The 24,940-nt window shown below is 62.3% G+C and carries 29 protein-coding genes; 11 read left to right on the top strand and 18 right to left on the bottom strand.

Translation table 11 applies throughout. The features are described from left to right. Nucleotides 1–25: 25 nt before the first annotated feature. A complete protein-coding gene (locus AB4O23_RS15655; protein WP_017527299.1) occupies nucleotides 26–409 on the bottom strand; it encodes a DUF2946 domain-containing protein in 384 nt (127 codons plus the stop codon). 181 nt (nucleotides 410–590) lie between these two features. Here AB4O23_RS15655 and AB4O23_RS15650 point away from each other — a divergent pair, with 181 nt between their 5' ends. Together AB4O23_RS15650 and AB4O23_RS15645 are read left to right on the top strand one after the other, a co-directional pair. Beyond that, complete coding sequence (locus AB4O23_RS15650) at nucleotides 591–1,196, top strand: SCO family protein (protein WP_003174593.1); 606 nt, start codon at nucleotides 591–593, stop codon at nucleotides 1,194–1,196. Then, the gene (locus AB4O23_RS15645) at nucleotides 1,196–1,663 is read left to right on the top strand and encodes a copper chaperone PCu(A)C (RefSeq protein WP_068935791.1); all 468 of its coding nucleotides are present in this window, start codon (nucleotides 1,196–1,198) and stop codon (nucleotides 1,661–1,663) included. Before AB4O23_RS15650 ends, AB4O23_RS15645 begins: the two co-directional genes overlap by 1 nt. A gap of 57 nt (nucleotides 1,664–1,720) precedes the next feature. Here AB4O23_RS15645 and AB4O23_RS15640 read toward each other — a convergent pair whose 3' ends face one another. The 3 genes from AB4O23_RS15640 to AB4O23_RS15630 form a co-directional block, all read right to left on the bottom strand. Then, on the bottom strand, nucleotides 1,721–2,050 hold the full coding sequence (locus AB4O23_RS15640; RefSeq protein WP_017527297.1) for a DHCW motif cupin fold protein: 330 nt from the start codon (nucleotides 2,048–2,050) through the stop codon (nucleotides 1,721–1,723). Nucleotides 2,051–2,415: 365 nt separating this feature from the next. After that, nucleotides 2,416–2,802 (bottom strand): DUF488 domain-containing protein, encoded by a 387-nt coding sequence (locus AB4O23_RS15635; RefSeq protein WP_241664990.1) that lies wholly within the window; start codon nucleotides 2,800–2,802, stop codon nucleotides 2,416–2,418. 584 nt (nucleotides 2,803–3,386) lie between these two features. Beyond that, on the bottom strand, nucleotides 3,387–3,857 hold the full coding sequence (locus AB4O23_RS15630; RefSeq protein WP_065878731.1) for a GNAT family N-acetyltransferase: 471 nt from the start codon (nucleotides 3,855–3,857) through the stop codon (nucleotides 3,387–3,389). Nucleotides 3,858–3,938: 81 nt separating this feature from the next. On the opposite strand from AB4O23_RS15630, the gene AB4O23_RS15625 reads away from it, so the two are divergent. Both AB4O23_RS15625 and AB4O23_RS15620 read left to right on the top strand, forming a co-directional pair. Next, the gene (locus AB4O23_RS15625; RefSeq protein WP_460059935.1) at nucleotides 3,939–4,430 is read left to right on the top strand and encodes a GNAT family N-acetyltransferase; all 492 of its coding nucleotides are present in this window, start codon (nucleotides 3,939–3,941) and stop codon (nucleotides 4,428–4,430) included. A 17-nt stretch (nucleotides 4,431–4,447) separates the two neighbouring features. Further along, the gene (locus tag AB4O23_RS15620; protein WP_017527293.1) at nucleotides 4,448–4,873 is read left to right on the top strand and encodes a GNAT family N-acetyltransferase; all 426 of its coding nucleotides are present in this window, start codon (nucleotides 4,448–4,450) and stop codon (nucleotides 4,871–4,873) included. Nucleotides 4,874–4,895: 22 nt separating this feature from the next. Here AB4O23_RS15620 and AB4O23_RS15615 read toward each other — a convergent pair whose 3' ends face one another. Then, a complete protein-coding gene (locus AB4O23_RS15615; RefSeq protein WP_065878728.1) occupies nucleotides 4,896–6,119 on the bottom strand; it encodes a TPM domain-containing protein in 1,224 nt (407 codons plus the stop codon). A gap of 128 nt (nucleotides 6,120–6,247) precedes the next feature. On the opposite strand from AB4O23_RS15615, the gene AB4O23_RS15610 reads away from it, so the two are divergent. Both AB4O23_RS15610 and AB4O23_RS15605 read left to right on the top strand, forming a co-directional pair. Continuing rightward, a complete protein-coding gene (locus AB4O23_RS15610; RefSeq protein ID WP_065878727.1) occupies nucleotides 6,248–7,063 on the top strand; it encodes an alpha/beta fold hydrolase in 816 nt (271 codons plus the stop codon). Further along, complete coding sequence (locus AB4O23_RS15605; protein ID WP_065878725.1) at nucleotides 7,053–8,195, top strand: PAS domain-containing sensor histidine kinase; 1,143 nt, start codon at nucleotides 7,053–7,055, stop codon at nucleotides 8,193–8,195. The genes AB4O23_RS15610 and AB4O23_RS15605 overlap by 11 nt, the downstream gene beginning before the upstream one ends. Here the strand turns inward: AB4O23_RS15605 and dapF are convergent. After that, nucleotides 8,183–8,986, bottom strand: a complete 804-nt coding sequence (gene dapF, locus AB4O23_RS15600) for a diaminopimelate epimerase (protein WP_017527289.1) — start codon at nucleotides 8,984–8,986, stop codon at nucleotides 8,183–8,185. The genes AB4O23_RS15605 and dapF overlap by 13 nt on opposite strands. A gap of 77 nt (nucleotides 8,987–9,063) precedes the next feature. Here dapF and AB4O23_RS15595 point away from each other — a divergent pair, with 77 nt between their 5' ends. After that, nucleotides 9,064–9,603 carry a P-loop nucleotide/nucleoside kinase family protein gene (locus AB4O23_RS15595; protein WP_017527288.1) on the top strand — a complete coding sequence of 180 codons (540 nt, stop codon included), beginning with the start codon at nucleotides 9,064–9,066 and terminating at the stop codon, nucleotides 9,601–9,603. Here AB4O23_RS15595 and AB4O23_RS15590 read toward each other — a convergent pair. After that, nucleotides 9,555–11,156, bottom strand: coding sequence for a L,D-transpeptidase family protein (locus AB4O23_RS15590; RefSeq protein WP_460059933.1), 1,602 nt, complete (start codon nucleotides 11,154–11,156; stop codon nucleotides 9,555–9,557). The genes AB4O23_RS15595 and AB4O23_RS15590 overlap by 49 nt on opposite strands. 39 nt (nucleotides 11,157–11,195) lie before the next feature. Here AB4O23_RS15590 and AB4O23_RS15585 point away from each other — a divergent pair, with 39 nt between their 5' ends. Beyond that, nucleotides 11,196–11,906 (top strand): murein L,D-transpeptidase catalytic domain family protein, encoded by a 711-nt coding sequence (locus AB4O23_RS15585; protein ID WP_017527286.1) that lies wholly within the window; start codon nucleotides 11,196–11,198, stop codon nucleotides 11,904–11,906. A gap of 30 nt (nucleotides 11,907–11,936) precedes the next feature. After that, nucleotides 11,937–12,683 carry a creatininase family protein gene (locus AB4O23_RS15580; protein ID WP_460150191.1) on the top strand — a complete coding sequence of 249 codons (747 nt, stop codon included), beginning with the start codon at nucleotides 11,937–11,939 and terminating at the stop codon, nucleotides 12,681–12,683. A gap of 56 nt (nucleotides 12,684–12,739) precedes the next feature. Here AB4O23_RS15580 and AB4O23_RS15575 read toward each other — a convergent pair whose 3' ends face one another. Together AB4O23_RS15575 and AB4O23_RS15570 are read right to left on the bottom strand one after the other, a co-directional pair. Then, nucleotides 12,740–13,072, bottom strand: a complete 333-nt coding sequence (locus AB4O23_RS15575) for a hypothetical protein (protein WP_026067221.1) — start codon at nucleotides 13,070–13,072, stop codon at nucleotides 12,740–12,742. Nucleotides 13,073–13,122: 50 nt separating this feature from the next. Next, nucleotides 13,123–13,767 (bottom strand): ATPase, encoded by a 645-nt coding sequence (locus AB4O23_RS15570; RefSeq protein ID WP_065878723.1) that lies wholly within the window; start codon nucleotides 13,765–13,767, stop codon nucleotides 13,123–13,125. A 130-nt stretch (nucleotides 13,768–13,897) separates the two neighbouring features. On the opposite strand from AB4O23_RS15570, the gene AB4O23_RS15565 reads away from it, so the two are divergent. Beyond that, the gene (locus AB4O23_RS15565) at nucleotides 13,898–14,170 is read left to right on the top strand and encodes a hypothetical protein (RefSeq protein ID WP_065878721.1); all 273 of its coding nucleotides are present in this window, start codon (nucleotides 13,898–13,900) and stop codon (nucleotides 14,168–14,170) included. Here AB4O23_RS15565 and yfcF read toward each other — a convergent pair. Beyond that, nucleotides 14,145–14,777, bottom strand: coding sequence for a glutathione transferase (gene yfcF / locus AB4O23_RS15560; protein ID WP_068935785.1), 633 nt, complete (start codon nucleotides 14,775–14,777; stop codon nucleotides 14,145–14,147). The two genes, AB4O23_RS15565 and yfcF, sit on opposite strands and share 26 nt — an antisense overlap. 96 nt (nucleotides 14,778–14,873) lie before the next feature. Further along, on the bottom strand, nucleotides 14,874–15,410 hold the full coding sequence (locus tag AB4O23_RS15555; protein WP_460106057.1) for a DUF924 family protein: 537 nt from the start codon (nucleotides 15,408–15,410) through the stop codon (nucleotides 14,874–14,876). Nucleotides 15,411–15,542: 132 nt separating this feature from the next. Between AB4O23_RS15555 and AB4O23_RS15550 the strand changes: the two genes are divergently transcribed. Further along, nucleotides 15,543–16,697, top strand: coding sequence for a DUF1624 domain-containing protein (locus tag AB4O23_RS15550; RefSeq protein ID WP_065878714.1), 1,155 nt, complete (start codon nucleotides 15,543–15,545; stop codon nucleotides 16,695–16,697). A 68-nt stretch (nucleotides 16,698–16,765) separates the two neighbouring features. On the opposite strand, the gene metE is transcribed toward AB4O23_RS15550, so the two are convergent. From metE to AB4O23_RS15515, 7 genes are all read right to left on the bottom strand, one after another. Beyond that, nucleotides 16,766–19,054, bottom strand: a complete 2,289-nt coding sequence (metE, locus tag AB4O23_RS15545) for a 5-methyltetrahydropteroyltriglutamate--homocysteine S-methyltransferase (RefSeq protein ID WP_068935783.1) — start codon at nucleotides 19,052–19,054, stop codon at nucleotides 16,766–16,768. Between the two features lie 199 nt (nucleotides 19,055–19,253). Continuing rightward, nucleotides 19,254–20,087 (bottom strand): phosphodiesterase, encoded by an 834-nt coding sequence (locus AB4O23_RS15540; protein WP_026067220.1) that lies wholly within the window; start codon nucleotides 20,085–20,087, stop codon nucleotides 19,254–19,256. Between the two features lie 10 nt (nucleotides 20,088–20,097). After that, the gene (locus AB4O23_RS15535; protein WP_017527276.1) at nucleotides 20,098–21,129 is read right to left on the bottom strand and encodes an ABC transporter ATP-binding protein; all 1,032 of its coding nucleotides are present in this window, start codon (nucleotides 21,127–21,129) and stop codon (nucleotides 20,098–20,100) included. Further along, nucleotides 21,126–21,920 carry an ABC transporter permease gene (locus AB4O23_RS15530; RefSeq protein ID WP_017527275.1) on the bottom strand — a complete coding sequence of 265 codons (795 nt, stop codon included), beginning with the start codon at nucleotides 21,918–21,920 and terminating at the stop codon, nucleotides 21,126–21,128. The genes AB4O23_RS15535 and AB4O23_RS15530 overlap by 4 nt, the downstream gene beginning before the upstream one ends. After that, the gene (locus AB4O23_RS15525) at nucleotides 21,917–22,735 is read right to left on the bottom strand and encodes an ABC transporter permease (RefSeq protein ID WP_065878707.1); all 819 of its coding nucleotides are present in this window, start codon (nucleotides 22,733–22,735) and stop codon (nucleotides 21,917–21,919) included. The genes AB4O23_RS15530 and AB4O23_RS15525 overlap by 4 nt, the downstream gene beginning before the upstream one ends. Next, nucleotides 22,736–23,740 (bottom strand): ABC transporter substrate-binding protein, encoded by a 1,005-nt coding sequence (locus AB4O23_RS15520; protein ID WP_017527273.1) that lies wholly within the window; start codon nucleotides 23,738–23,740, stop codon nucleotides 22,736–22,738. Next, nucleotides 23,724–24,743, bottom strand: a complete 1,020-nt coding sequence (locus tag AB4O23_RS15515) for a LacI family DNA-binding transcriptional regulator (protein ID WP_017527272.1) — start codon at nucleotides 24,741–24,743, stop codon at nucleotides 23,724–23,726. The genes AB4O23_RS15520 and AB4O23_RS15515 overlap by 17 nt, the downstream gene beginning before the upstream one ends. Nucleotides 24,744–24,940: the final 197 nt, after the last annotated feature.

The raw sequence follows: 24,940 nt of genomic DNA, 5'->3' as shown, positions 1-24,940 counted from the left end.
GATCACAGGAGGCACAGGGCACACGTCAGAATGCGGGTGAAGCGCGGGGGTTGGCCGAGGGCCAGGCGTAACGCGGCGGCGCCTTGTTGCGTTGGGCACAGGCACGGCGTGGGGTTTGCCCCAGGCCCAGCAGCCAGGCCAGGCCGATCAGGAACACCAGGGCGACGGTCAAGGCGGCGCACACCGGGCAGGCAAAGTAGTTCGAGATGTTGCTGGAGGCTGCGTCGTTTAACCCTTTGTCGGAAAGTGGCGCCTGTTTACCGCTCACCGAACAGAACGCCCCACCGATCCCGTTGAGCTCCTGGCCCATCATCCGGCCATGGCCCAAACCGCACGCGAACAGGTTCATCAGCACGCAGAAGTACAGGGTCCAGGCGATCAGTGAACGGTCGGGGTGGCTTGAATTCATGGCGGCGACTCTACCACCGAAGCCGCAAAGGGACGAAACGCAGCGCGCCCCTGTGGCAGAACGTCGCAGATTACGCACGCAGGCCTGGGTTGGTAGACTGGGCGCCCTCCTCGTTTACTCCTTTTCAAAGCCTGATGTGTAGATCCAGAGCAATGCAGGCGTTTCACAGGACGCACAGTTGATGAGTACGTTATTCACCCGCCGCAAGGTCCTCACCGGCATGAGCCTGCTGGGTCTGGGCCTGCTGGCCGGTTGTGACAACAGCCCCCGATTGAACTTCAAGTACGGCAAGGACTTGAGCGACAAGATCATGGGCCGCACCTTCAAGCTCAAGAACACCGAGGGCGACACCGTCACCCTCAGTTCCTACCGTGGCCTGATGCCGGTGGTGTTCTTCGGTTTCACCCAGTGCCCGGCCGTGTGCCCCACCACACTGGCTCGCGCCGCCCAGGCCAAGAAGCTGATGGGCCGTGACGGCGAGATCATGCAGGTGATTTTCATCACCCTGGACCCGGAGCGCGACACACCGGAAATTCTCGACAAGTACGTCAAGGCCTTCGACCCCAGCTTCGAAGCGCTCTACGGCACCCCGGAAGAAATCGCCGTGGCCGCCAAGGAGTTCGGGATCTTTTATGAAAAAATCCCCGCCGGCGACACCTACACCCTGTCGCACACCGCCACCAGTTTTGTCTTCGACACCCGTGGCAACCTGCGCCTGGGCCTGCAGGCGTCCCTTACCGCTAAAGAGTGCGCAGAAGACCTGCTCACCGTCATGGAGGTCTGCTAATGACTGCCGTTCAACACCTCAAGCGCTTGACCTTAAGCCTCGCCCTGCTGGGTTTCGCCGCACACGCCAGCGCCCAGGTGCAAGTGACCGACGCCTGGGTACGCGCCTCGGTGCCGGGCCAGCCATCCAGCGGCGCGTTCATGACCATCACCGCCGACAGCGACAGCAAATTGCTGCGTGTGGCCTCGCCGGTGGCCAAAGACGTACAGATCCATGAAATGAGCATGCGCGACGACGTAATGCGCATGGGCCCGGTGGACTCGGTTGCGCTGCCGGCCGGCAAAGCGGTCAAGCTCGACCCGAACGGTTATCACGTGATGCTGATGGGCCTGACCGGGCAGATCAAGGAAGGCGACCAGGTGCCACTGACCTTGACCGTGGAAAACGCCAAGGGGGAAAAACAGACGGTTGACGTGACTGCAACCGCGCGTGGGTTGGATGGCATGGACCATAGCCAGATGCACTGACACACAACGGTTCAACTGTGGGAGGGGGCTTGCTCCCTACCACAGGTATCCAGGCCCTCAATCCACGATAAATAGCTTCGCCCCAACGCTCGTCGAAGAGCGATGCGCCTCCATGTCATTGCCCACCTGGTAACTCATCCCGGCCGTCAGCGTGAACCGGCGACCGTCTTGCAACTCCGTGTGCAACTCGCCTTCCAGGCACAACAGCACATGCCCACGCGTACACCAATGATCGGCCAGGTAGCCTGGGGTGTATTCCACTGTGCGTACGCGGGTGGTGCCGAAATGGCGGGTACGCCATAGCGCGCTGCCCGTGACGCCGGGATGAACGACGGGGTCGACGGTGGACCAGTCGGTGGTACCAAAGGGGACAGCGGTGAGGTCCATGGGTGCTCGGTCGTCAGTTAGCGTGGTGTGAGGCTAGTCGCCCCGAGCGATGGGCGATAGGCACAGATGGCAGGGTTTTTTGGGATACAGGCGGTGGGGACTTTTCGGAGTTTGCGCCGACAAGGATCTAGGCGCCTCGCGTGATCTATCCATGTGTAGTTACAAGTCTTTCTGGCAGCTCTTCGATGACTGGGAAGCCAGCCAGCTCTATCGAAATGTGTTTCGCAAACACGGGGCAAACGGCTGGGAAGTCCCGTTCAGACACAAATTGGAAACCGAACTAACCACCAAGGATTTAATGCTGTTAATGGGCACCCTCCATCGTTTTCCGGGACAGTGGCTGATTGTCAGCCTGATTTATCCGCCTAGGCGACCGACAGCAGGCGATCAGCAAATGGCTCTGTTCTGAGAGGTAGATGCTGGGTTTGCAGCGAACTGTCCAGCCCCTGGGCTGCTTCAGCGATCAGGCTGCGATGACAAAAAGCAGCGTCCGCCTCATAACAGACCATGCAGATCCGCTGGTCAGCCGTGCTGCACACTAACGCTTTGAGCACCGTGCCTTGAGTGCGGATATACGCTCGAAAGCCGCAAGCATACGCAGCCCAGTCTCCGTCCTCCTTGTATTGCTTGCGTATCGGTTTAGGGCAACCCAGCGCACGACTATGTTCGTAGGCGATGCCTTCAGCGGCCAGACACTGGGCAAAGGCATTGTTGGAGAAGCCCTTTTTGCGCGATAGCGGGTATTCACGCACATCCAGCACCTTGTCGATCCCGGCCTGCTTCAGGCGCGCGATGAAGGCATTGAGACTGAGGCCCTCATAGCCTGCGGTGTAAAGGTTTATGCAGATTCTCCTGGAGTCTCCCGGCGCGATTAAGGGTAAAAAACGCCGGGACTATATCATCGGTGACAATGGGTCAGGCTTTGAGAATGACGGGCGCAGCAGAAGGTTTACGGTCAAGTGTGCGGACGGACGCGGTTCGCCAGTAGCATGGTTACATCCTCTTGATTGCACCTCGACGGAGGGCACTTTTTGTTCGCCCCGTCGCCGATTTTGGTCAGCGACGGGGTTTCGCAGCACTACACACTAGAATCAACCTGCACAGTCATCAGACCCGCAGGCGGAGCCCGCCTGCGTCTCGATTTATGGCTACTATGCGTGGGAGACCTTCCGGTCTGCCGGGGGTGATTCTTCCTGGTCTGCAAACCCGCGCACAGCTGCCACCCAGACTGTATCGCAGCGGCAAGGTGGTCGTCCTTTTTGTAGCGCCTCCATCGCGGCCTCGCCAAAGCTCGAGCGCTCACACCGATGGGCTCCTGCGTCGTTGAAAGAGTGCCTTACGCACTTAGTCGCTTAGCCATCGGGATACACGCCAACGTCAACCCCGAGGGCGAATGGTAAATAGCCTGCCGCTCGCCCACATATCCACACGCCCGATAGAAGCTCGCGGCATTCAATGTCGCATCCAGCACCACTTCCTTTATCTCCAATGCCCGCGCAACGTCTTCAAGGTGGTCAAGCATCGCCTTGCCGTACCCGCGCCCGATGAATTGCGGCAGCACAAACAACGCGCCCACTTCGTTGTTGGCAAGGTCGAGCATGCCGGTGGCAACAGGCTCATCGTCTATCCAGCCCAGGTAGAACGGTTTATCCATCAACGCGCTGTAGCCATCCTCGGCCCGGCCTCGGGTCCAGAGCGCCATTTGCTCAGCGGTGTAGGCGCCGATGCATTGGCCGCGTATGGCTTCGCGGCGGATGTTGAAAGCGGCATCGGCATCCTCGGGTGTGGCGCGTTTTATTTTCAGCAAGGGGTCCTTCCTTTATCTGTTTTTGGTGCCCTGTCGGTTTGTATTTATCATATGGCCTTTCCCTCCCCCCCAGGAACCCGCATGCCCGCCCTCACCCTGCGCAACGCCCTCCCCGCCGACGCCGCCCGCTGCTTCGAGATTGAAACCAGCGCCTATGAAGGCGACGAAGCCGCGACCCTGGAAAAAATCGCCACGCGCATTGCGCAGTACCCGCAAGGCTTTCTGATTCTGGAAGCCGACGGCGAGGTGGTGGGGTTTATCAACAGTGGTTGCGCCCACGAAGTGGTGATGTCCGACGAGACGTTCAAGGAGTTGGTGGGGCATGCGCCCGAGGCGCCGAATGTGGTGATCATGTCGGTGGTGGTCGACCCCGCGCATCAGCGCAACGGCTACGCCCAGCGGCTGATGAGCGAGTTTGTGCGGCGCGTGCAGGCGCTGGGCAAGCGCACGATTCACTTGATGTGCAAGGCGCGGCATGTGCCGTTGTACGAACATATGGGCTACACCTATGTGCGGCCTTCACCCTCGGATCATGGCGGCATGGCGTGGCATGAGATGGTGATGGCGCTCTAACAGACGGAGAGTTCGTAATGACCGCACCGATTATTGAAATCAGCGACCACGCCAACCCCGACGCCGAGCGCGTGCTGGGCAGTGGCTTGGCCGCGTTCAACGAAGGTGTCACCGGCTACAACGACCGCCTGCCGCTCACCGTGTTGATCAAGGACCCCGAGACCCGGCAGGTCATCGGCGGCATCACGGGTAAAACCACGCTGGGCATGGCCTTTCTCGACCTGTTCCACGTGCCCGCCACCCTGCGCGGCACAGGCCTGGGCAGCCGTTTGCTGCAAGCCTTTGAGGACGAAGCCCGGCGCCGAGGCTGCCTGAATGCCGTGCTGTACACCATCAGCTTCCAGGCGCCGGGGTTTTACGAGAAGAACGGCTGGGTGCGGTTCGGCGAAATACCCTGTGCGCCAGAGGGCAGCAGCCGGGTGTTTATGTCCAAGCGGCTGTAACGGCGAGCGGAAAAGCGCGTTACTACCAGCTCCCCGAAGCCCCGCCGCCGCCGCTGGAACCGCCACCACCAGAAGAGCTGTTGGAACTGCTGGAGCTCGAGCTGGAATCCGAGCTTGAGCTAGAGCTTGAGCTTGAATCCGAATCCGAACTCGACCCCGACCCGCCGCTGGTCTTGATGAAGATGAACAGCGCCGCAAACGAGGCGATGGGGAATGCAAACAGCCAGCTGTTGCGCCCTAGGTCCATCAGCGTTCCCGCCGCTACATACACCGCCACCGCCGCCAGCAACCGCGCGATAAAACCCGCGCGGCTTTGCTTCCAGGCCGCCCGCATGACCGCGAACAGCACCAGGTACAGCCCCAGCACCACCAACACACCCAGCGGATACGCCAGCCAATGGCTGAAATTGACCTCGGCGAACTGATGATTCACCACAACCAGGCCCAGGATGTAGGCCAGCAACCCGATGACGCCATAAAACACCGCGCGCGCCAGCCACAACGCGCCGAACGTCGCGCCGCCGATCAGCATGACCAGCGGCATCACCAGCAGGCACAAAAGCCATTCGCTACCACCGCCAAAAATCGCCAGCAACAGCGTAACCGCCACTGCGGCAATCAAGGCGCGGCGCCAATGCAGCTTGCCGGCGGCGAGCAGTACACCGCCGACGGCGCCCGCGATAAATGCCAGCAGCATCGCGATGATCTGGAGGTTTACCCCAGGTTTGGCGACCTCGGGCAAGTCGCCGCCGTCCACCAGCATAACCAGGTCATCGACGCCCTGGCTGATGCCGCCCGCATAGTCGCCCTGACGAAACGCCGGCTTGATGCGTTCTTCAATGATGCGGTGGGACAACAGGTCCGTGACGGTGCCTTCCAGGCCATAGCCCACTTCGATGCGCACCTTGCGATCATCCTTGATCACCAGCAGCAGAATGCCGTCGTCGACGTCCTTGCGCCCCAGTTTCCAGGCGCGGAACAGTTGGTTGGTGTACTCCTCGAGGTTCGCGTCGCCGAGGGTGGGCACCAGCAACACGGCCACTTGCGCGCCTTTGCGCTGCTCAAGGGCGGCGAGTTGGTCTGCCAGACGGGTGGTGGTGTCGGCATCCAGCGTGTTGGTCAGGTCAATCACCCGCTGGTCGAGCGCCACGCCAATGGGCGAAGAGCCAGCCTGGACGGTGCTAAACAGGCTGGCGCACGCCAGCACCAGCAGACTCAAGACAGATTGCCGCAACCACCGCATCATGTTTGTTACCTGAAGTTTCTTCCTGAAGGCGCCGACTGTAACCTATCAGCGCTATAACGCGTGACCCAAAGCGGTCGGCTATCTAAACTGCGCCACATCCAGCAATACGCCAATACGTCGAGATCGCCATGGACTTACGCCACCGCAACAACGTCAACGTGATGGGCAACGGGACCTCGACCCTGGTGTTTTCCCATGGCTTTGGCTGCAACCAGGCCATGTGGAATTACCTGGCGCCCTCGTTCAAAGAGCGTTTTCGCGTGGTGATGTACGACTTGGTAGGCGCCGGTCTTTCCGACCTCAAGGCCTTCGATAAAACCAAGTACGGCGCGCTGGACGGTTATGCCCGCGACCTTAACGAGATCATCGACGCCTATGCCGAAGGCCCGGTGATTCTGGTGGGGCACTCGGTCAGCGCGATGATCGGTGCCCTTGCCGACCGCCTGGTGCCGGGACGTATCGCGGCGCATGTGATGATCGGCCCGTCGCCGCGCTATATCAATGCAGACGGCTACGTGGGCGGTTTCAAGCGCAGCGACATCGACGAACTGCTCGACACCCTCGACGGTAATTACCTCGGCTGGTCCAGCGCCATGGCCCCGGTGATCATGGGCGCGCCTGACCAGCCCGCGCTGGGCGTGCAGTTGACCGACAGCTTCTGCCGCACCGAACCGGACATCGCCAAGCAATTCGCGCGGGTGACCTTCCTGTCGGACAACCGCCAGGACGTGATCGGCCTGACCACGCCGGTGCTGATCCTGCAATCGAGCGACGACCTGATCGCCCCCATCGCCGTGGGTGAATACCTGCACAGCGTGTTGCCCAACAGCACCTATTGCCTGGTGGACAACGTCGGCCATTGCCCGCACATGAGCGCGCCGCAAGCCTGTGCGGCCGCCATGGCCGCTTTCCTCGCGCCCTGGATGGCCGCGCGTGTCGGCTGAAGTGTTCGACAGCGCCGCCTGCGCCCTGGCCGTCACCGCCGAGGACGGCACCATCCTGCAAGCCAATGCGCGCTTCAGCGATTGGCTGGGGTTCAGCCTCAGCGAGCTGTGCAGCCGGCGCTTCCAGGACCTGCTGACCATGGGCGGGCGGATTTTCCACCAGACCCACTTGGCGCCCATGCTGCGCATGCACGGCAGCGTGACCGAAGTGAAGCTGGACATGCTGCACCGCGACGGGCACAAGGTGACCGTGCTGCTCAACGGTAACAAGCGTGAACAGGCCGACGCCGTGGTGTACGACCTGGCGCTGTTCGGCACCACCGACCGCGACAAGTACGAGCGCGAACTGCTCAACGCACGCAACCTGGCCGAAGCCCTGCTGCAGGAAAAAACCGCCACCGAAGCTGCGCTGCATCAGGCCCAGGCCGAGCTGAAAGAGGCCTATGCCATCTCCCAGCGCCGCGCGCTGTTTGCCGAGCAGATGGTGGCGATTGTCAGCCATGACTTGAAGAACCCCCTCACGGCCATCCGCCTGGCCTCGGACTTTCTCAGCCGTGGCGAGCGCACCGCCAAGGAGCGCCAGTTGCTTGGGCAAATCGGCCTATCGTCCGAACGCGCCCAGCGCATGATCGCCGACCTGCTGGACTTCACCCAGGCCAGGGTCGGCCACGGCATCACCATCAAGGCGGCACCGTTGGCGCTGCATCAGGTGATTGCCCACGCGGTGGACGAACTGCGCGTGGCATTCCCCAAGGCGACGCTGGTGCATCACGCCGAAGGCCAGGGCGACGCCTGCCTGGACGCCGACCGCGTGCAGCAGATCATCGGCAACCTGGTGGCCAACAGCGTGGCCTATGGCGACCTGCAACGGCCGATCACCATCACCTCGCGGCTGGGTGGTGGCGCATGCGAGGTGGCCGTGCACAACGACGGCGCGGTGATTCCCGAAGCGCTGCTGGCGGTGCTGTTCGAGCCCATGACCCGGGGCACCGACCAGGGCAGTGAGGTGCGCAGTGTGGGGCTGGGCCTGTATATCGTGCGCGAATTGGCCAAGGTGCACGGCGGTGACGTGGCGGTACGCTCCTGTGCCACGGGCGGCACCACATTTACGGTGACGTTTCAGTACAAATAGGCGCTGCCCTGCATGATCGGTTCCACACTGCCGGTCAACACCACGCCGCCCTGCCCGTCCCACTGCACCGTGAGCGTGCCGCCGTCGCATAGCACCTGCACCGTGGCATCCAACAAGCCTCGGCGGATGCCATTGACCACCGCCGCGCAGCAACATGAGCCGGAACCCAGCGGCACACCGCCGCCTCGTTCCCAGATGCGCAGGCGGATCTGCCCACGGTCAAGCACCTGCACAAAATGCACGTTGGTCCTGGCCGGGAACAACGGGTGAGTTTCCAGGGCCGGGCCCGCGACTGCCACATCGACGGCGGCCATGTCGTGCACAAAATACGTGCAATGCGGGTTGCCCATGCTGCACGCCGCCGGGTCGCCTGCGATCGCCAAAGTGCGCGTGTCCATGGCCCCGGCCAGCGGCACGCTCGCCCAATCCAGTGAAGGTTCCCCCATGTTCACCGACACCCGGCGGCCCGACTCGCGCACGCAGGTCAGCAAGCCACGGTCGGTGCGCAGCACAATCGAATGGCTGCCGGTTTCATGCATCAAGCGCTCGGCCACGCCGCGGGTGGCGCTGCCACAGGCGGCCAGCGGTGTGCCGTCGGCGTTCCAGAATTTGACGCGCGCGGCGGCGTCTTCGCAGTCGAGCACCACCGCTAACTGATTGAAACCGATGCCGGTGTGGCGGTTGCCCAGGCGGCGGGCGATTGGCGCGGTGATCGGGTCGTCCTGGCCACGACGGTCGACGATGATGAAGTCGTCGCCATGGGCATGCATTTTTACGAACGGCAAGGGCATGGGCTGTCCTGGGATCGACCGGTGGGGAATGGGAGGATACCCTGAAGCCGCCCACTGACCTATCGAAGGATCGCAGCATGCTTATCGTCTTCAGCGGCCTGCCCGGCACCGGCAAAACCACGATTGCCCGCGAGTTGGCGTGCCGGATCGGTGCGGTTTACCTGCGCATCGATGTGATCGAACAAGCGCTGCGCGATGCCGGTATGTTGCCGGGCGCCAGCGGCTATGGGGTGGCGAATGCGCTGGCGCTGAGTAACTTGACGGTGGGGCATACCGTGATTGCCGACTGCGTGAACCCCGTGCGCGAAAGCCGCGCAGCCTTCACGGCAAGCGCAGCAGCGGCAGGCGTTGCGTTGCTCGATATCCAAGTGGTTTGCTCAGACGTCCAGGAACACCAACGCCGTGTCGAAACCCGGGTGAGCGACATTCCAGGGCACACGCCACCCACCTGGCAATCGGTAGTGGCCCATGAGTACGAGGACTGGGACGAGGCGCCAATGACCATCGACACCGCACACATCACATCAGCGCACGCCGTGGAAACCATCACCCGGCATTTGTCTTGTACTCAGAGCACACTCCCCATCGCCTTCATCAACACCAGGTCCCGCGCATAGATATCCGGCGCATACACCAGCCCACCCTCGCGGTCGACTTCGACCGTCCAATATCCCAACAACACCGGCACCGGCGTGGCCAGCCTGAATTCGTGGGTCATGCCGGTGGCCAGCAGTTCATCGGTGCGCGCGCGTTCGGCCGGGCTGACCAGCAGGTCGCGCAGCAGCAACGGTTGCTCGACCCGCACACAGCCGGAGCTGAACGCACGTGGGCCTTTGGTGAACAGGGGCTGGCTGGGGGTGTCGTGCAGGTACACCGAGTACGGGTTGGGGAAACGCATCACGATCTTGCCCAATGGGTTGCGCGGGCCGGCTTCCTGGCGCAGCAGGATATTGCCGGGGCGCGCCCAGTCGATCAACTCGGGCGCCAGCGGGTGGCCTTCGGCGTCGAGTACTTGCAGGTTTTGCTGGCGCAGGTATTCGGGGTTGAGGCGGATGGCCGGGAGTTTGTCCTCGCGCATGATGGTGGGCGGGATAGTCCAGGTAGGGTTGAGGGTCAGCCGGGTAATGCGCGATTTGAGCAACGGCGTCTGGCGTTCTGCTCGCCCCACCTGCAGACGGGTTTGCCACACGGGGATACCGCTCTGGTACACGCTCAGTTGCGCGGCGGCAACGTTGACCAACACGCCTTCGGGCTCCAGGTCCTGTGCCAGCCAGCGAAAACGTTCAAGGTTGATGCGCAGTTGTTCGCGGCGAATCGCCGGGCTGATATTGAGTTCTGCCACGGTGCCGGCACCGATCACGCCGTCCGATTGCAGCGAGTGGCTGAGCTGGAAAGCCTTGACCGCCGCGACCAGTTCGGCGCGGTATTGCCTGTCGCCGCCCTTGGGTTCGCTGGGCAAATAGCCGCCGCTGTAAAGCCGGCGCGCCAGTTCCGGTACGCGCGGGTCTTCCATGCCGGGGCGCAGTAACGGCCCGCTGCCGACCGGGTCCCAATGCGGCAGCGGTTGCTGGCGCACGCTGGCATAGGCGTTGCGCAGGCTGCGGTAAAGATCGGCGCTGGGGCGCGCCTGGTCGAAGGCTTGCGCCATGTCGTGCAGGCCGACGGCGGCAAGGGCCAGCACAGCGGCGTTGGGGTCGCCGGCGGGCGGCTGCGAATGCCACAGCGGTTCGAAGCGCGATTGCTGCAGGCGCCCGAAGTGCAAATCCTGCAGGGCCTGCAGGTAGTGCTGGCTGCTGCCGATATCGCTGCACAGCACGTTTTGCGTGGCGTGTGGCGCAGGCAGGCTATAGTGGGTGGGGTCCAGGCCATCATCGGCGAGCATCAGCAATTGCGTGTGCAGCGCTTGGCGGCGCGTCTCGTCTGACCACAACGGGACATCGCCTTGCTGCTGGTACAGGGCTTGCATGCGTGCAAGCGCTGGCGCATCGAGATGCTGCGCCAGATCGGGACACACGCTGGGCAACTGCGCCAGGGCCTGTTGCACTGGCGCCAGGTCCAACGGCGCCGGCGTGCTGACCGGCAACGGCTGCACCGGCAGCGCTTCGGCTGTGGCGACCAATGGTGCAACGAGCAAGCAAATGCTCAAGTAACATGCGTGTTTTTTGAACAATGACTTTGCTCCAATCCACAGTGGGGAGTTGTACTGTAGATGCTGACTTTTATGTGCCGCCTCGGCGCGGTCGTCGTACTGGCTATATTGAGCAACTCTGCGCTCGCCGCCAACGGCAATCCTCCGTCCTTGTATAACAGCCTGGCGCGCTCGGCTCCAGAACTCAATCCCACTGTACTCAAAAGCGCCCTGAACGCCATGCAGTGCGCGGTCAGCAATGGTGAGGAACGCTCCGAGCGCCTGGCCGTGATTGATTACTCCCAGCCCTCGACCGCCCGTCGCCTATGGATCTTCGACCTGCGCAAGAAAACCCTCGTGCTGCGTGACCTGGTGGCCCACGGCGCCAAGTCCGGGGAAAACTTCGCCACCCAGTTCTCCAACCTCGAAGGCAGCCACCAATCCAGCCTGGGTTTGTTCCGCACCCAGGAAAGCTACCTGGGCACCCATGGTTATTCGCTGCGCATGGACGGCCTGGAGCCGGGGTTCAATGACCTGGCCCGCGACCGCGCCATCGTGATCCATGCCGCCGACTACGTAAGCCCGTTGTGGAGCAAGCGCGAAGGCCGTATCGGCCGCAGCCAGGGTTGCCCGGCGGTACGTCCGCAGGTGGCGCGCCAAGTGGTGGACAAACTCAAGGATGGGCAGTTCATGTTTTCGTGGTACCCCGACCAGCGCTGGTTGAAGTCCTCGACGTACCTCAATTGCAAACCCCAACAGGTGGCCAGTAGTCGTACAATCCGTGGCGGTTAGCCTGTCCCCACAGATAAAAGAGAGCTTCGAATGCTTCTACATCAATCGACCTGGATCGAGATCGGGCAATTCCTGGAGCGCAGCCGCACGGTGGTGATCCCCATTGGCTCCAACGAGCAGCACGGCCCCACCGGCCTGCTGGGCACCGACTGGATGTGCCCGGAAATCATCGCCCATGAGGCGCAAAAAAACGCCGACATCCTGATCGGCCCCACCTTCAATATCGGCATGGCCCAGCACCACCTGGGGTTTCCCGGCACCATCTCCCTGCGCCCGTCCACCTTTATTGCCGCGATTGGCGACTGGGTGCGCTCGCTGGCCGGGCATGGTTTCGACAAGATCCTGTTCCTCAACGGCCACGGCGGCAACATCGCGACGATTGAAGCGGCCTTTTCCGAGCTGTACGCCGAAGCCAGCTTCGCCCGCCGCCCGGTCGGGTTCGCATTGAAGTTGGTGAACTGGTGGGACCTGGACGGCGTCAACGAGTTGGCGCACCGCCAGTTCCCGGTGGGCCATGGCAGCCATGCCACGCCATCGGAAATTGCCGTGACGCAATGGGCCTACCCGGAGGCGATCAAGTCGGCCGACTATTCGCCACAAATCGCCAATACCGGGCCGATCCGCGAAGCCCTGGACTTCCGGGCGCGCTTCCCGGACGGGCGCATGGGCTCGGACCCGGCGCTGGCGACGGTGGAGAAAGGCGGTGAATTGGTGGCGTTGGCGGCCGGCGGCCTGGTCAAAGTAGTCGAAAACTTCAGCAACGAAGCACGACCTTAAGTCATACAAAAATCCACTGTGGGAGGGGGCTTGCTCCCTCCCACAGGATGGGTGTGTTACTTACAGTCCTGTGCGGCCAGTTCAAGCCGCGACGGCGTAATGGTCGATGCCAGCGGTTTGCGCTCATACAAAAACACCTTGGCGCCCTCTCCGGCCTTGTAGGCCTCCAGCACATCGTCGGCGGCGATCTTGCTGGTCAGCACCACCCTGGCATGACGCGAATTCTGCGTCACGGTGGAGGTGATGCCGTGTTTTTCCAGCTTGGGCAGCACGCACTGCATATAGGCTTCGGGGGCCTTGCTGGTTTGCAAGGTCAAGGTTGGCGTATTGGGGGCGGACACACAGCCGGTCATCAACAAGGCCGCAGCCGGTACGAAAAAAGCGCGCATGAACAAATCCTGGGTCGAAAAGATAAAGGCCAAAAAAATAAAAGCTCACATCAACTTGCGCGAACCAGCGCCTTGAGCGACGCATCGAACTGCTTCAAGGCATCGAGCTGCACATCGCGCTGCTGCTCGATCTGCGCGGCAATCTCCGGCGCGGCCTTGTCGCGTACCCACACCGACGCCACCTGCTTGTGCACCGAGCCTTCGGCCTTGGCGATGTATTGCAGATCGGCGTCATAGAACCGCGCAATAAACCGCGCCTCGACCTCGTCGTTACGCTGGGTCAGTAATTGGTTATGGGTATCGAGCATCACCACCACGTCAGGATGAGCTTGCACAAGAGCATCCAGCGTGTCGTAGACAGTGACGGACGCAAAGGTTCCCTGCAGCGAGTTCATTAACCAATCAATCGCCAGTTCCGGGTCGGAGCTGTTGATGAATGCCTGGCGGATACGCCCGTCGAGGGCATCCTTGGCGCCATTCATAGCCATGGCGTGGTAGCGTTCGAGGTAGCTGAGGTTGTCGCGCGTATTGTCGCTCAACAACACACCCACCGATTGCGCGTGCTGCAAGGAGTTTACGCCAGTGCCGATAGGTAGCAAATGGCCTGTACGCAGATCACCGGCCATGGCCGCGTTGTTCAGCGCCACAGTGCCCAGCATCAGGGCCATCAAAGCCCATTGAATAATCGTCCTCATCGCGCATTTCCTTGAACAGCGTTTCGATGGGGCGATTTTGCGCTTTCCCGGCAAAAACAGAACTTGCGTTACGTGATGGTGACTATTATCTGAAGCGATAGTGTCACGACAAAACCTATAAGGACTTGCCATGAAGCCCCACCAGAAAACCTTCGACCGCATCCGCGAAGCCGTCTTGCCGGAGTACCGTGACCGCGTCGCCGATTACCTGATCGAGTACGAACAGGTGCTGCTGGACGCAGCGGCAGACGCGGACCAGGTCAACGCCAACGCCCAGCAACTGCGCGGTTACCTGCGCGGCTTGAACACCACGCGGGTGCTGGGCATGGCCGATTGGGAAGACCTGGACCGGCGGGTGGAGCACATCACCGCAAAGGCTACAGCGCCGGACGTGGCTGATTGACCCACTCTTGTACCGAGGGCCGCTGCCATTGCCGCTCGGCGTATTTCACCAGCTCAGGCGGCACCTCGTCGCCATTGAGGATCAGGCGGTTGAGCATCACGGCCAGGTCCACATCGGCAATCGACCACGCGCCAAACAGGTACGGCGGGTTGCCCGCCAACAATGCCTGCGCCGCATTGATCAACTTGCGCGCGGCCGCTTGAGTCTCAGCCGACAGCGGCGGTTTCTTCTGCCCGCAGAACACCACCAGCGTGGAGCGTTCCTGGCGGATCGGCAGCAGATCGCTGCGCAACCACGCCTGCACCTGGCGCGCCCTCGCCCGTTGCTTGGGGTCGGCCGGGTACACCGCTGTTTCCGGGTAGACCGCTTCCAGGTACTCGGTGATCGCCGAAGACTCCGACAACGCGAAGTCGCCTTCTATCAGGGTCGGGACGCGCTGGGTCACAGACAGTCGGGCGTAGTCGGGGGTCTGGTTTTGCGCAGCGTCCAGGTCCAGGGTGACCAGATCGAAGGCCAGGCCCTTTTCCCGCAGGGTGACGAACACTGACATCGCGTAAGGGCTGGTAAACAACGAATCCACATAAAGGCGCAACGGGCTCTGGCTCATGGGCAATCTCCTTGAATGAGCCCTCACGCTACGAGATGTTCGCGGATAAAGACAATGCAGGGTTTTTATGGGGGCATTCCTGCTGGGAATAGCGCACTAGCCGGCAAACCCGCCTACCGCGAGAAAGGCCTGCTCCGCGGGGGTGGAGACCCTGGCCAAGACCTCGTTGCGATGAGGAAACCGTGCGAAGCGCTCAATGATGTTGGCGTGCTCCTTGGCCCAGTGATACGTGTTTTTATCCAGATGCCGGTTCAGTTCCAGCGAACGCTGCTGGTCGCTGGGAGATTCCGAGTGTTCGAACGGCAAATAACAGAACGCGCGTAAAGACGGTTCGATCTGTTGATCCAGGCCGGCTCCCACCATGCGATGGGCATATAGCCGCGCCAGCGGGTCGGTGGCGAACATATGCGCCGTGCCGCGAAACGCATTGCGCGGGTACTGGTCGAGCAGGATCAACAAGGCCAACGCGCCTTCGGCTGAGCCCAACCAGCTTTCCAGCTCACGCCGGGCGGCTTGCAGGTGAGTGGCGTAGAAGGTATCGCGAAAGCTGGCGTCGAAGGCATCGTCCTTGGCGAACCAGCGTTTGGGGCCGGCGTTTTTCCAGAAATCGATGACGGATTGCACAGTCTGCATGCTAGGTCCTCTGACAGCGGATGGGCTGACGGTAGCAGAATCCTGGCCGGGCGAAAGCCAAATGGCGACACCTCGCGCCGATTAATGTTATAGGATAACGCCCTCTTTCCGCCCTGCCCTGCGACCTTTTCCATGACTGACGCTGCCCCTCTGCGCCAACGCCTGCTCAGCATCGACGCCCTGCGCGGCCTGGTGATCCTGTTCATGCTGCTCGACCACGTGCGCGAAACCTTCCTGCTGCACCGCCAGGTCGGCGACCCCATGAGCATCGACACCACCGAACCCGCGCTGTTTATCAGCCGCACCCTTGCCCACCTGTGCGCGCCGGTGTTCGTGCTGCTCACCGGGCTGTCGGCGTTTTTATACGGCCAGAAATACCAGGGCCGGCGCGACGTGTCGGCGTTCCTGTTCAAGCGCGGGTTGTTTCTGGTGGTGCTGGAATTCACCTTGGTCAACTTCGCCTGGACCTTCCAACTGCCGCCCAGCGTGGTCTACATGCAGGTGATCTGGGCGATCGGCGTGAGCATGCTCGCCCTCGCCGCCTTGGTCTGGTTGCCGCGCCCGCTCTTGATCGCGCTGGCGCTGGTGATCATCGGCGGGCACAACCTGTTGGATGGGCTGCACTTCACGCCCGGTTCGCCGGCGCAAACGTTGTGGTCGATCCTGCATGAACGCAGTTGGATTCAAGCGTCCGATACCCTGCGCCTGCGCATTACCTACCCGGTGCTGCCGTGGATCGGGGTGATCGCCCTGGGCTATGGCATCGGCCCCTGGTTTGCCAACGGCATGCCGCCGGCGTTGCGCCAGCGCTACCTGTTAGTGGGTGGGGTGAGCGCGCTGGTGGGCTTTGTGCTGGTGCGCGCGGCGAACGGGTATGGCGAGAAACCTTGGCAGGCCTACGAAAGCGGCGTGCAGACGTTGATGAGCTTTTTCAATGTAACCAAGTACCCGCCTTCGCTACTGTTTCTGGCATTGACGCTGGGGGTTGGGTTGTTGCTGTTGCTGGCGTTGGAACGCGCGGGGCATCGACGTTGGATCGGCGTGTTGGCGGTGTTTGGTTCCGTGCCGATGTTCTTCTACCTGCTGCATCTTTATGTGCTCAAAGTGCTGTATATCGCCTGCGTTGCGTTGTTTGGGCTTAACCACGGCAACTACTTTGGGTTTGATGGCATGGGCGCCGTGTGGCTCGCGGCGTTGCTGCTGCCGCTGGCACTGTACGCGCCCGTGCGTTGGTTCGCCGGGCTGAAAGCACGGCGACGGGACCTGGCCTGGCTCAAATACCTCTGACGCGATAGGGACTGAATGTGGGAGGGGGCTTGCCCCCTCCCACATTTGGATTGCATTCGACTCGCCAATCAAGCCAGTTCAGCTCGCAGTTGCCGGGCGGCCGCCACCATATGAATCAACGCCGCCTCCGTCTCCGGCCAAGCCCGTGTCTTCAACCCGCAATCGGGGTTAACCCACAACCGCTCGGCCGGAATGCGTGTGGCTGCCTTGCGCAGCAGGCCGGCCATTTGCGAGGCATCCGGTACCCGTGGCGAGTGGATGTCATAGACGCCCGGGCCGATGTCATTCGGGTAAGCGAAGGCTTCGAACGCGTCCAGCAGTTCCATGTCCGAGCGCGAGGTTTCGAGGGTGATCACGTCGGCATCCATCGCCGCGATGGACTCGATCACATCGTTGAACTCGCTGTAGCACATGTGCGTGTGGATCTGGGTTTCATCACGCACACCGCAGGCGCACAGGCGGAACACTTCGGTGGCCCAGTCCAGGTAATGCCGCCACTGCGCCTGGCGCAACGGCAGGCCTTCGCGGAATGCGGCCTCGTCGATCTGTACGATCTTGATACCCGCCGCTTCCAGGTCCAGCACTTCGTCGCCAATGGCCAAGGCCAACTGGCGAGCCTGCACTTCGAGGCTCACGTCTTCACGTGCGAAGGACCACATCAGCATGGTCACCGGGCCGGTCAGCATGCCTTTCATCACCTTGCTGGTCAGGCCTTGGGCATAACGGATCCACTCCACAGTCATGGCCTTCGGGCGGCTCAAGTCGCCGACAATCACCGCCGGTTTCACGCAGCGCGAACCGTAGCTTTGCACCCAGCCGAAGCGCGTGAACACGTAGCCCTCCAGTTGCTCGGCGAAGTACTCGACCATGTCGTTACGTTCGGCCTCACCGTGCACCAGCACATCCAGCCCGAGGTTTTCCTGCACCTGTACGGCGTGCTTGATCTCGCTGTGCATGGCTTCGACGTAGTCGGCTTCACTCAACTTGCCGGCCTTGTAAGACTGACGCGCCAGACGGATCGATGCGGTTTGCGGGAACGAACCGATGGTGGTGGTCGGGAACAGTGGCAAGTTGAGGCCGGCGCGCTGTTTGTCGATACGCTGGGCAAACAGCGACTGGCGTTGGCTGTGCTTGGCGCTGATGGCTGCAACACGCGCTTGTACGGCGGGTTTGTGAATACGCGGTGATGCGGCGCGGGCGGCGTGCACGGCGCGGCTGTCAGCCAGGGCCGCGCGTACGTCGGGGGCTTCGGGCCGGCTGACCGCCTGGGCCAGCACCGCCACTTCGGCGCACTTTTGCACGGCGAAGGCCAGCCAGCTTTTCAACTCGTCGTCCAATTGGTCTTCACGGCCCAGGTCCACCGGGCTGTGCAGCAGCGAGCAAGACGGCGCCACCCACAGGCGCTCGCCGAGTTTTTCATGAGCATGCTGCAAGGTCGCCAGGGCCTGTTCCAAGTCGCAACGCCACACGTTACGACCATTGACCACCCCCAGGGACAACACCTTGTAAGCAGGCAGACGATCAAGGATGGTCGGGTATTGATCTGCGGCACGCACCAGGTCGATATGCAGGCCATCGACCGGCAGGTTGGCGGCCAGGCCGAGGTTTTCTTCCAGCCCACCGAAATAGGTGGCCACCAGTTTTTTCAGCGGGTCGCGCTGGATCAGGTTGTAGGCGCGCTCAAAGGCGTTTTTCCATGCCTGCGGCAGGTCGAGTACCAGGATCGGCTCGTCGATCTGCACCCATTCCACACCCAGCTCGGCCAGGCGCTGGAAGATCTGGCCGTATAGCGGCAGCAGGCGTTCCAGCAGGTCGAGTTTGTCGAAGTCGGCGCCCTTGGCCTTGCCCAACCACAGGTACGTCAGCGGGCCGATGATCACCGGCTTGACGCTGTGGCCCAGCTCACGGGCTTCCTGCACTTCCTCGAAGAGTTGGTCCCAACCCAGGTGGAACTGCTGGTCGGCGCTGAATTCCGGCACCAGATAGTGATAGTTGGTATCGAACCACTTGGTCATTTCCTGGGCGTGGGCGCCACCGCAGCAACTGTCGCTGACGCCACGCGCCATGCCGAACAGCGTGTGCAAGGTGACATGGCCGTCAGCCGGGCGGAAACGCTCGGGGATCACGCCAAACATCAGCGAATGCGTGAGTACCTGGTCGTACCAGGCGAAGTCACCGGCGGGCAACAGCTCAATACCGGCCTGCTTCTGCAGATCCCAATGGGCCTTGCGCAAGTCACGGCCCACGGCGCGCAGGCCGGCTTCGTCAAGTTCGCCCTTCCAAAACGCTTCCTGCGCTTTTTTCAGTTCACGATCGCGTCCAATACGCGGAAATCCAAGGGAATGAGCGACTGCCATGACTGATAACTCCACTGCCAATATTCAATGGCAGCCATTGTCGGCGGGCGACGATAGTGAGACAAACTCATTTTATTTTAGATCATCACGAGTTTTGCTCATGTACGCAGACAAGCCTGTTTGGCCGGAAAGCGTGCTCCCACTGGATCGCGCAGCAGCTCAAAATCACTTACTCACTGACTGAAACCTGTGTAAAGCCTCAGTCAATCAAGCCATGCGCGTCATAAAACGGATACGGGCCCGGGTAGTCCCCGAACACGCCGTTGTGGCTGATCAGCCCCTGTTGCGCGTCCCAGCGATGCAACAGATACCCCGCCGGTTCCAGGTTGAAATGCGCGGGTGCCGCTGCCTGCAAATCCAGCACGATCTGATGGGACGTGCCGGGGCACACACAGCTGAGGCTGCCACCGAAGCGTCGCTGCATCGGTCGGTGCAGGTGCCCGCATAACAGGCGTTCTACTTGGGGGTGCCGGGCGACGACGGCTTCCAGGGCGGTGGCATTGATAAAGGGTTCGCGGTCCATATGGCCGATGCCGCTGATAAAGGGCGGATGGTGCAGGATCAGCAAGGTCGGCACATCAGGGCGCAACGCCAACTGTGCGTCGAGCCACTGCACTTGGCTGTCGAGTAACTGGCCACCATGGCCGCCGGGAATGGTGGAATCCAAACCGATCAGCCGCAGCGGGTGCGCGTCCACCACCCAATCCAACGGGCCGTCGGCCGAACGCGGCAAATAGGCGTGGTCACTGAATGCATCCAACAGCGGCCCACGGCTGTCATGGTTGCCCGGCACCAGGTAGCACGGCATGTGCAGGCGCGCGAGTTGCGGGTGCAGTACGGCGTATTCATCGGCGCGGCCGAAGTCCACCAGGTCGCCGCTGACCACCACGATATCCGGCCGCGGCCGGCTGGCGTTCAGATGGTCGATGGCGCGGCGCAGGGCGCCCAGGGTATCCACAACCCCATAGGTGAGGCGCTGGCCGGCTTTAAGGTGCAGGTCACTGATGTGGGCGACTAGAAACGGACGATTCACAGGCAAATTCTCACGCATTGAGGGTGAACAATGTATGCGGCGCAATTGCCAGGGCCATCGGCGCGCCGACGCTGTACAGGTGGTTGTCGCTGCTGTCGACCAGCAGCGGTTGTGGGCCGCCGACGTCGACCAGCAAACGGCTGTGCGCGCCCTGGAAAAACTGCGCGAGCAGATGCCCGTGCAGATGCCCTTCGTGTTCCATCACCCGCAGGTGTTCGGGGCGGCAGTACACGGTACTGGGCACATGAGCCTTGTGCCACGGCAACTCGCCGCCGCAGACTTTCAAACCGTGAACGGAGGGTTCGATGACTTCAAAGGCGTTCAGGTTGCCGACGAAACCGGCGACGAAGGCATTCGCCGGTTGCTGGTAGATCTCCCGTGGGCTGGCCAGTTGCGCGATGCGGCCGTGCTCCATCACCAGGATGCGATCACCGAGGGCCATGGCTTCGCCCTGGTCATGGGTGACAAATACCGACGTGATGCCGAGGCCGCGCAGCAGTTCATTCAGCTCACTGCGCAGGCGCTCACGCAGTTGCGCATCGAGGGCGGCCAGCGGTTCATCCAGCAACAGCACTTTGGGGCGCGGCGCCAGGGCGCGGGCGAGTGCCACGCGTTGGCGCTGGCCGCCGGACAACTCGTGGATGCTGCGCGCGCCGTGGTCCTGCAGCCCCACCAGTTCCAGCAACTCGTCGCAGCGCTTGTTGCGCTCCAGCGGCGACATACCGCGAACCTTCAAGCCATAAACGATATTCCCCGCCACATCCAGGTTGGGAAACAACGCGTAGTTCTGGAACACCATGCCCACGTCGCGACGCTCGATGGGCAGGCGCGTCACATCCCGGTCACCGAACAGCACCTGGCCAACGTCCGGGCGCTCCAGACCGGCGATCAGGCGCAAGGTGGTGGTTTTGCCACAGCCGGACGGGCCGAGAATCGCCAGGGTTTCGCCGCCTTCGACGGTCAAATTCATGGCATGCACGGCCACGGTGCCGTCGGCGAATGCCTTGCGACAGCCCTGCAGGCGAATAGTGATAGCGGTCATCGACGCTCTCCACGGGATAAACGGGCACTGATGGCCTGCAATGCAATCAGCAGCGGCACGATCATCAGCAAAAAGATCAGGGTGTAGGCACTGGCGATTTCCAGGCGTGCCGAGGCATAGCTGTCGGCCAGGCCGACCGGCAGGGTTTTGGTCATCGGTGTGTGCAACATCCAGGTCAGGTTGAATTCACCCAGGGACAGGGTGACCACCATCAGCACCCCCGCCAGAATCCCCGCCCGGCAGTTGGGCACCACCACGCTGAAAAAGCGCTTGATAGGGCCGGCGCCAAGGCTGGCCGCCGCCTCTTCCAGCACCGGCAGTTGCTGGCGCTGCATCACCGCCATTACCGGGCGTACCAAAAATGGCAGGGTGAACAGCACATGACCGACCAGGATGAACAGCCAACTGCTGCGAAACGCGCCGAACTGGCCGTAGGTGAGCAGCAAGGCCAGCGCACTGGCCAGGCCCGGCATCGCCACCGGCAGCACCATCAGTTCCTCGAAGGCGCGGCTGAAGCGGTTGTTCATGCGCACCAGGGCGTAAGCCGCCGGTACGCCGACCACACACACGCACACTGCGCAGGCCACGGCCAGTTGCAGCGACAGCCACACGGTTGGCGAATAGGCCTGCCATACCTGCACCAGCCAATCGAACGTGAGGCCACTGGACAGGCCGACAAAGAAGTTGCGTGTGAGCCCCGCCAGTAACGACATCAACACCGGCACCAACATGAAAGCGCACACCAGCAAGGTAAACAGCAGTTGCACAACAAACAGTGATGAGCGCTTCACAGGACCGTCCCCGCGTTTTTCACCAGGCGCCGCGTGAGCAGCAACACCGCCCAGGTCACCGCGCCCAGTACCACCGACAACGCAGCGGCGACGGCAAAGTTGGCGTAATTGGTGAATACGTTGTAGATCGCCACGGGAGTGACGTTCAGCCGCGTGCCCAAGGTAAAGGCCGTGCCGAAGGCGCCCATCGACGTGGCAAAACAGATCGCCCCGCACGACGCCAGCGCCGGCGCCAGGCCGGGTACGATCACGTCGCACACCACGCGCCAGTGCCCGGCGCCCAGCGAATGCGCGGCTTCTTCCAGGCTGCGGTCAAGGCTTTCGCAGGCGGCCATTACCGTGAGAATCACCCGTGGGATCGAGAAGTACAGATAACCCACGAACAACCCGGCCAACGAGTAGGCGAAGATCCACCGCTCACCGGCCAGGTGCAGGCCCAGAGACGCCAGCAGGCCCTGGCGCCCCGCCAACAGAATCACCAGAAAGCCCACCACCACGCCGGGAAACGCCAGCGGAAACGTGAGCAACGCCACCAGCGCCGAGCGCCCGAAAAACCGCTGCCGCGCGAGGAACACCCCACTGATACCGCCCACCAGCAAGGCCGCGCCCGTGACGACCATCGCCAGCACGCAGGTTTGCACCAGGCTGCCCACGTACTGTGCGCTGCTGAGCACTTGCCAATAGCCGCTGCCATTGCTGTCACGGCTTTCGCTGCCCAGCACGATCAAGTGCGCAAGCGGCAACAGCCAGAACGCCAACAGCACCGCAAACGCCGGGGCCAGGGCCCAGGCGGCGTGTCGTGCGGATGTGGCCACTTACTTGACCTCGTTCAGGTAACGGGCGGCGAAGGCTTCCTGCACGGCGGCCATTTTCTGGTAGTCCACCACGCCGGCGCGGGCGTAGTCGCTGTCCGGCAGGAATTGCGCGGCGACTTCGGCTGGTATCGGCACCGGGCGTACCGGTCGCAGGTACGCCTTGGCCCACAATGCCTGGCCGGCGTCGGACAGCACAAAGTCCAGTACCTTCTCGCCATTGGCGCGGTGCGGCGCGTTGGCAACCAGGCTCATGACATACGGCACGCTGATGCTGCCTTCCCTGGGGATCACGAAGTCGACGTGAGCGTTGTCTTTGTAGCGTGCGCGGTAGGCGTTGAAGTCGTAGTCCACCAGAATCGGCAACTCACCGGACAGCACCCGCGCATAGGCGGTTTGCTTGGGCACGATGGGGGCGTTTTGCGCCAGTTTCTGGAAGTAGTCGATGGCCGGGGTGAAGTTGTCCAGGTCGCCGCCCAGGGCGCGGTTGATCGCCACCGCCGACACGTAGCCGACGAACGCGCTGGACGGGTCGAGGTAACCGACCATGCCTTTGTATTCGGGCTTGAGCAGGTCAGCCCAGCTTTGCGGTACGGGCAAGCCGCCCAGGGCATCGACGTTGACCATGATGCCCAAGGTGCCGGAGTGGATCGCAAACCACTGCCCCGCCGGGTCTTTCAAACCGGAGGGGATCTGCTCCCAGCCTTTGGGTGTGTAGCCATCGACCACGCCGGCTTTTTGCGCCTGCAGGCCGAAGGTCACGCCGTAGTACACCACGTCGGCCACCGGCGCGGCTTTTTCCGCCACCAGTTGCGCCAGGGACTGGCCGGAGTTCTTGTTGTCCAGCGGCACTTGCACGCCGGTATCGGCGGCAATGGCCTTGAGTTGGGTGCCCCAGTCGGCCCAGTCCGGCGGGCAGTTGTAGCAAATCGCGGTGTCGGCGGCCTGGGCCAGGCTGGCCATGCCACACAGCAGCACGGCGGCCAGGGTTTTACGGAATGCGCGCATCAAGGGACTCCTCATGGGGTTGGCTGCTTTCGCCCGGCCGGATATGGCAAGGCAGACAATGGGAAATCGGGGCGTTGCCGGCGATCTGCGCCAGCAATTGGTCAATCACTGTGCTGGCGAGCAGCGCGATGGGCTGCACCACGCTGCACAGGGTCGGGTGCGTCTGGGTGCCGAGGGATATGCCGTCAAAGCCCATCACCGACAGTTGCTGGGGCACGTGCCAGGCGTTGCGACGCAACTCGGCGATCAGGCTGATGGCCAGGAAATCGTTGGAGCACAGCAGCGCGGTGGGCGCCTCGGGGCCTTCGAGGTACGGCTGGATGGCGACGAATTCAGCCTGAGTGTGGGCCGGCATTTCGATCACCGGGCGGCTCTTGAGGCCGAACGCTTGCATGGCGTCGCAATACCCGGCGTAACGCAGGCGCGCACGGTCGGACTGCAACGCGGGGCCGGCGACCATGCTGACGCGCCGGTGCCCTGCTTCCAGCAGATACCGCGTGGCCATGGCCATGCCGGCGCGGTTGTCCACCGACACGGCGCTGTAGTTGGGGTTGCTCGGTTGGTGATAGGCCAGCACGAACGGGGTTTTCTCGGTATTGAGGCTGCTGAGCACGCTGTTGCTCTCGGCATCGGTGACGGTCAGCACCAGGCCGTCGACGCGCTGGCGTAGCAGTTCTTCGACCACGCTGCACTCGCGCTCGGCGCTGTAGTCGGTGGTCGCCAACACCAGGCTGTAGCCGCGCAACCGCGCCGCGCGCTCCATGGCCTGGAACTGTTCGGCGAACACTGGGTTGAGCAGGTTTGGGACGACCACGCCGATCAGGTTGGTGGTTTGCAGGCGCAGCTGGCGGCCCAGCAGGTTGGGACGAAAACCCAGCTCACGGGCGGCGGCAAACACCTGTTCACGGGTGCTCATGCGCACCTGCTCAGGGGAGGCAAAGGTACGCGCGGCGGTGGCGCGGGATACCCCAGCCAGGCGTGCAACGTCTTTCAGGTCAGTCATTGTCACTCGCTTGAGATCGATCTCATTGGCCAGGACAGTAACGGGGCAATATGGCAGGACGGTGGTAGAGAGATGACGGTTTGATGTCAATGTAACTGATGCACAGAGAATCAATTGTGGGAGGGGGCTTGCTCCCTCCCACACTGGACCGGTGTACATCCATGGATAGTCATACTCGAGGACTATGCTGGGAGACC

The organism is Pseudomonas sp. H2_A10 (assembly GCF_054680085.1).
Note: the sequence above shows the minus strand (reverse complement) of the source record. Positions and strands in the feature narration are given on the sequence as shown.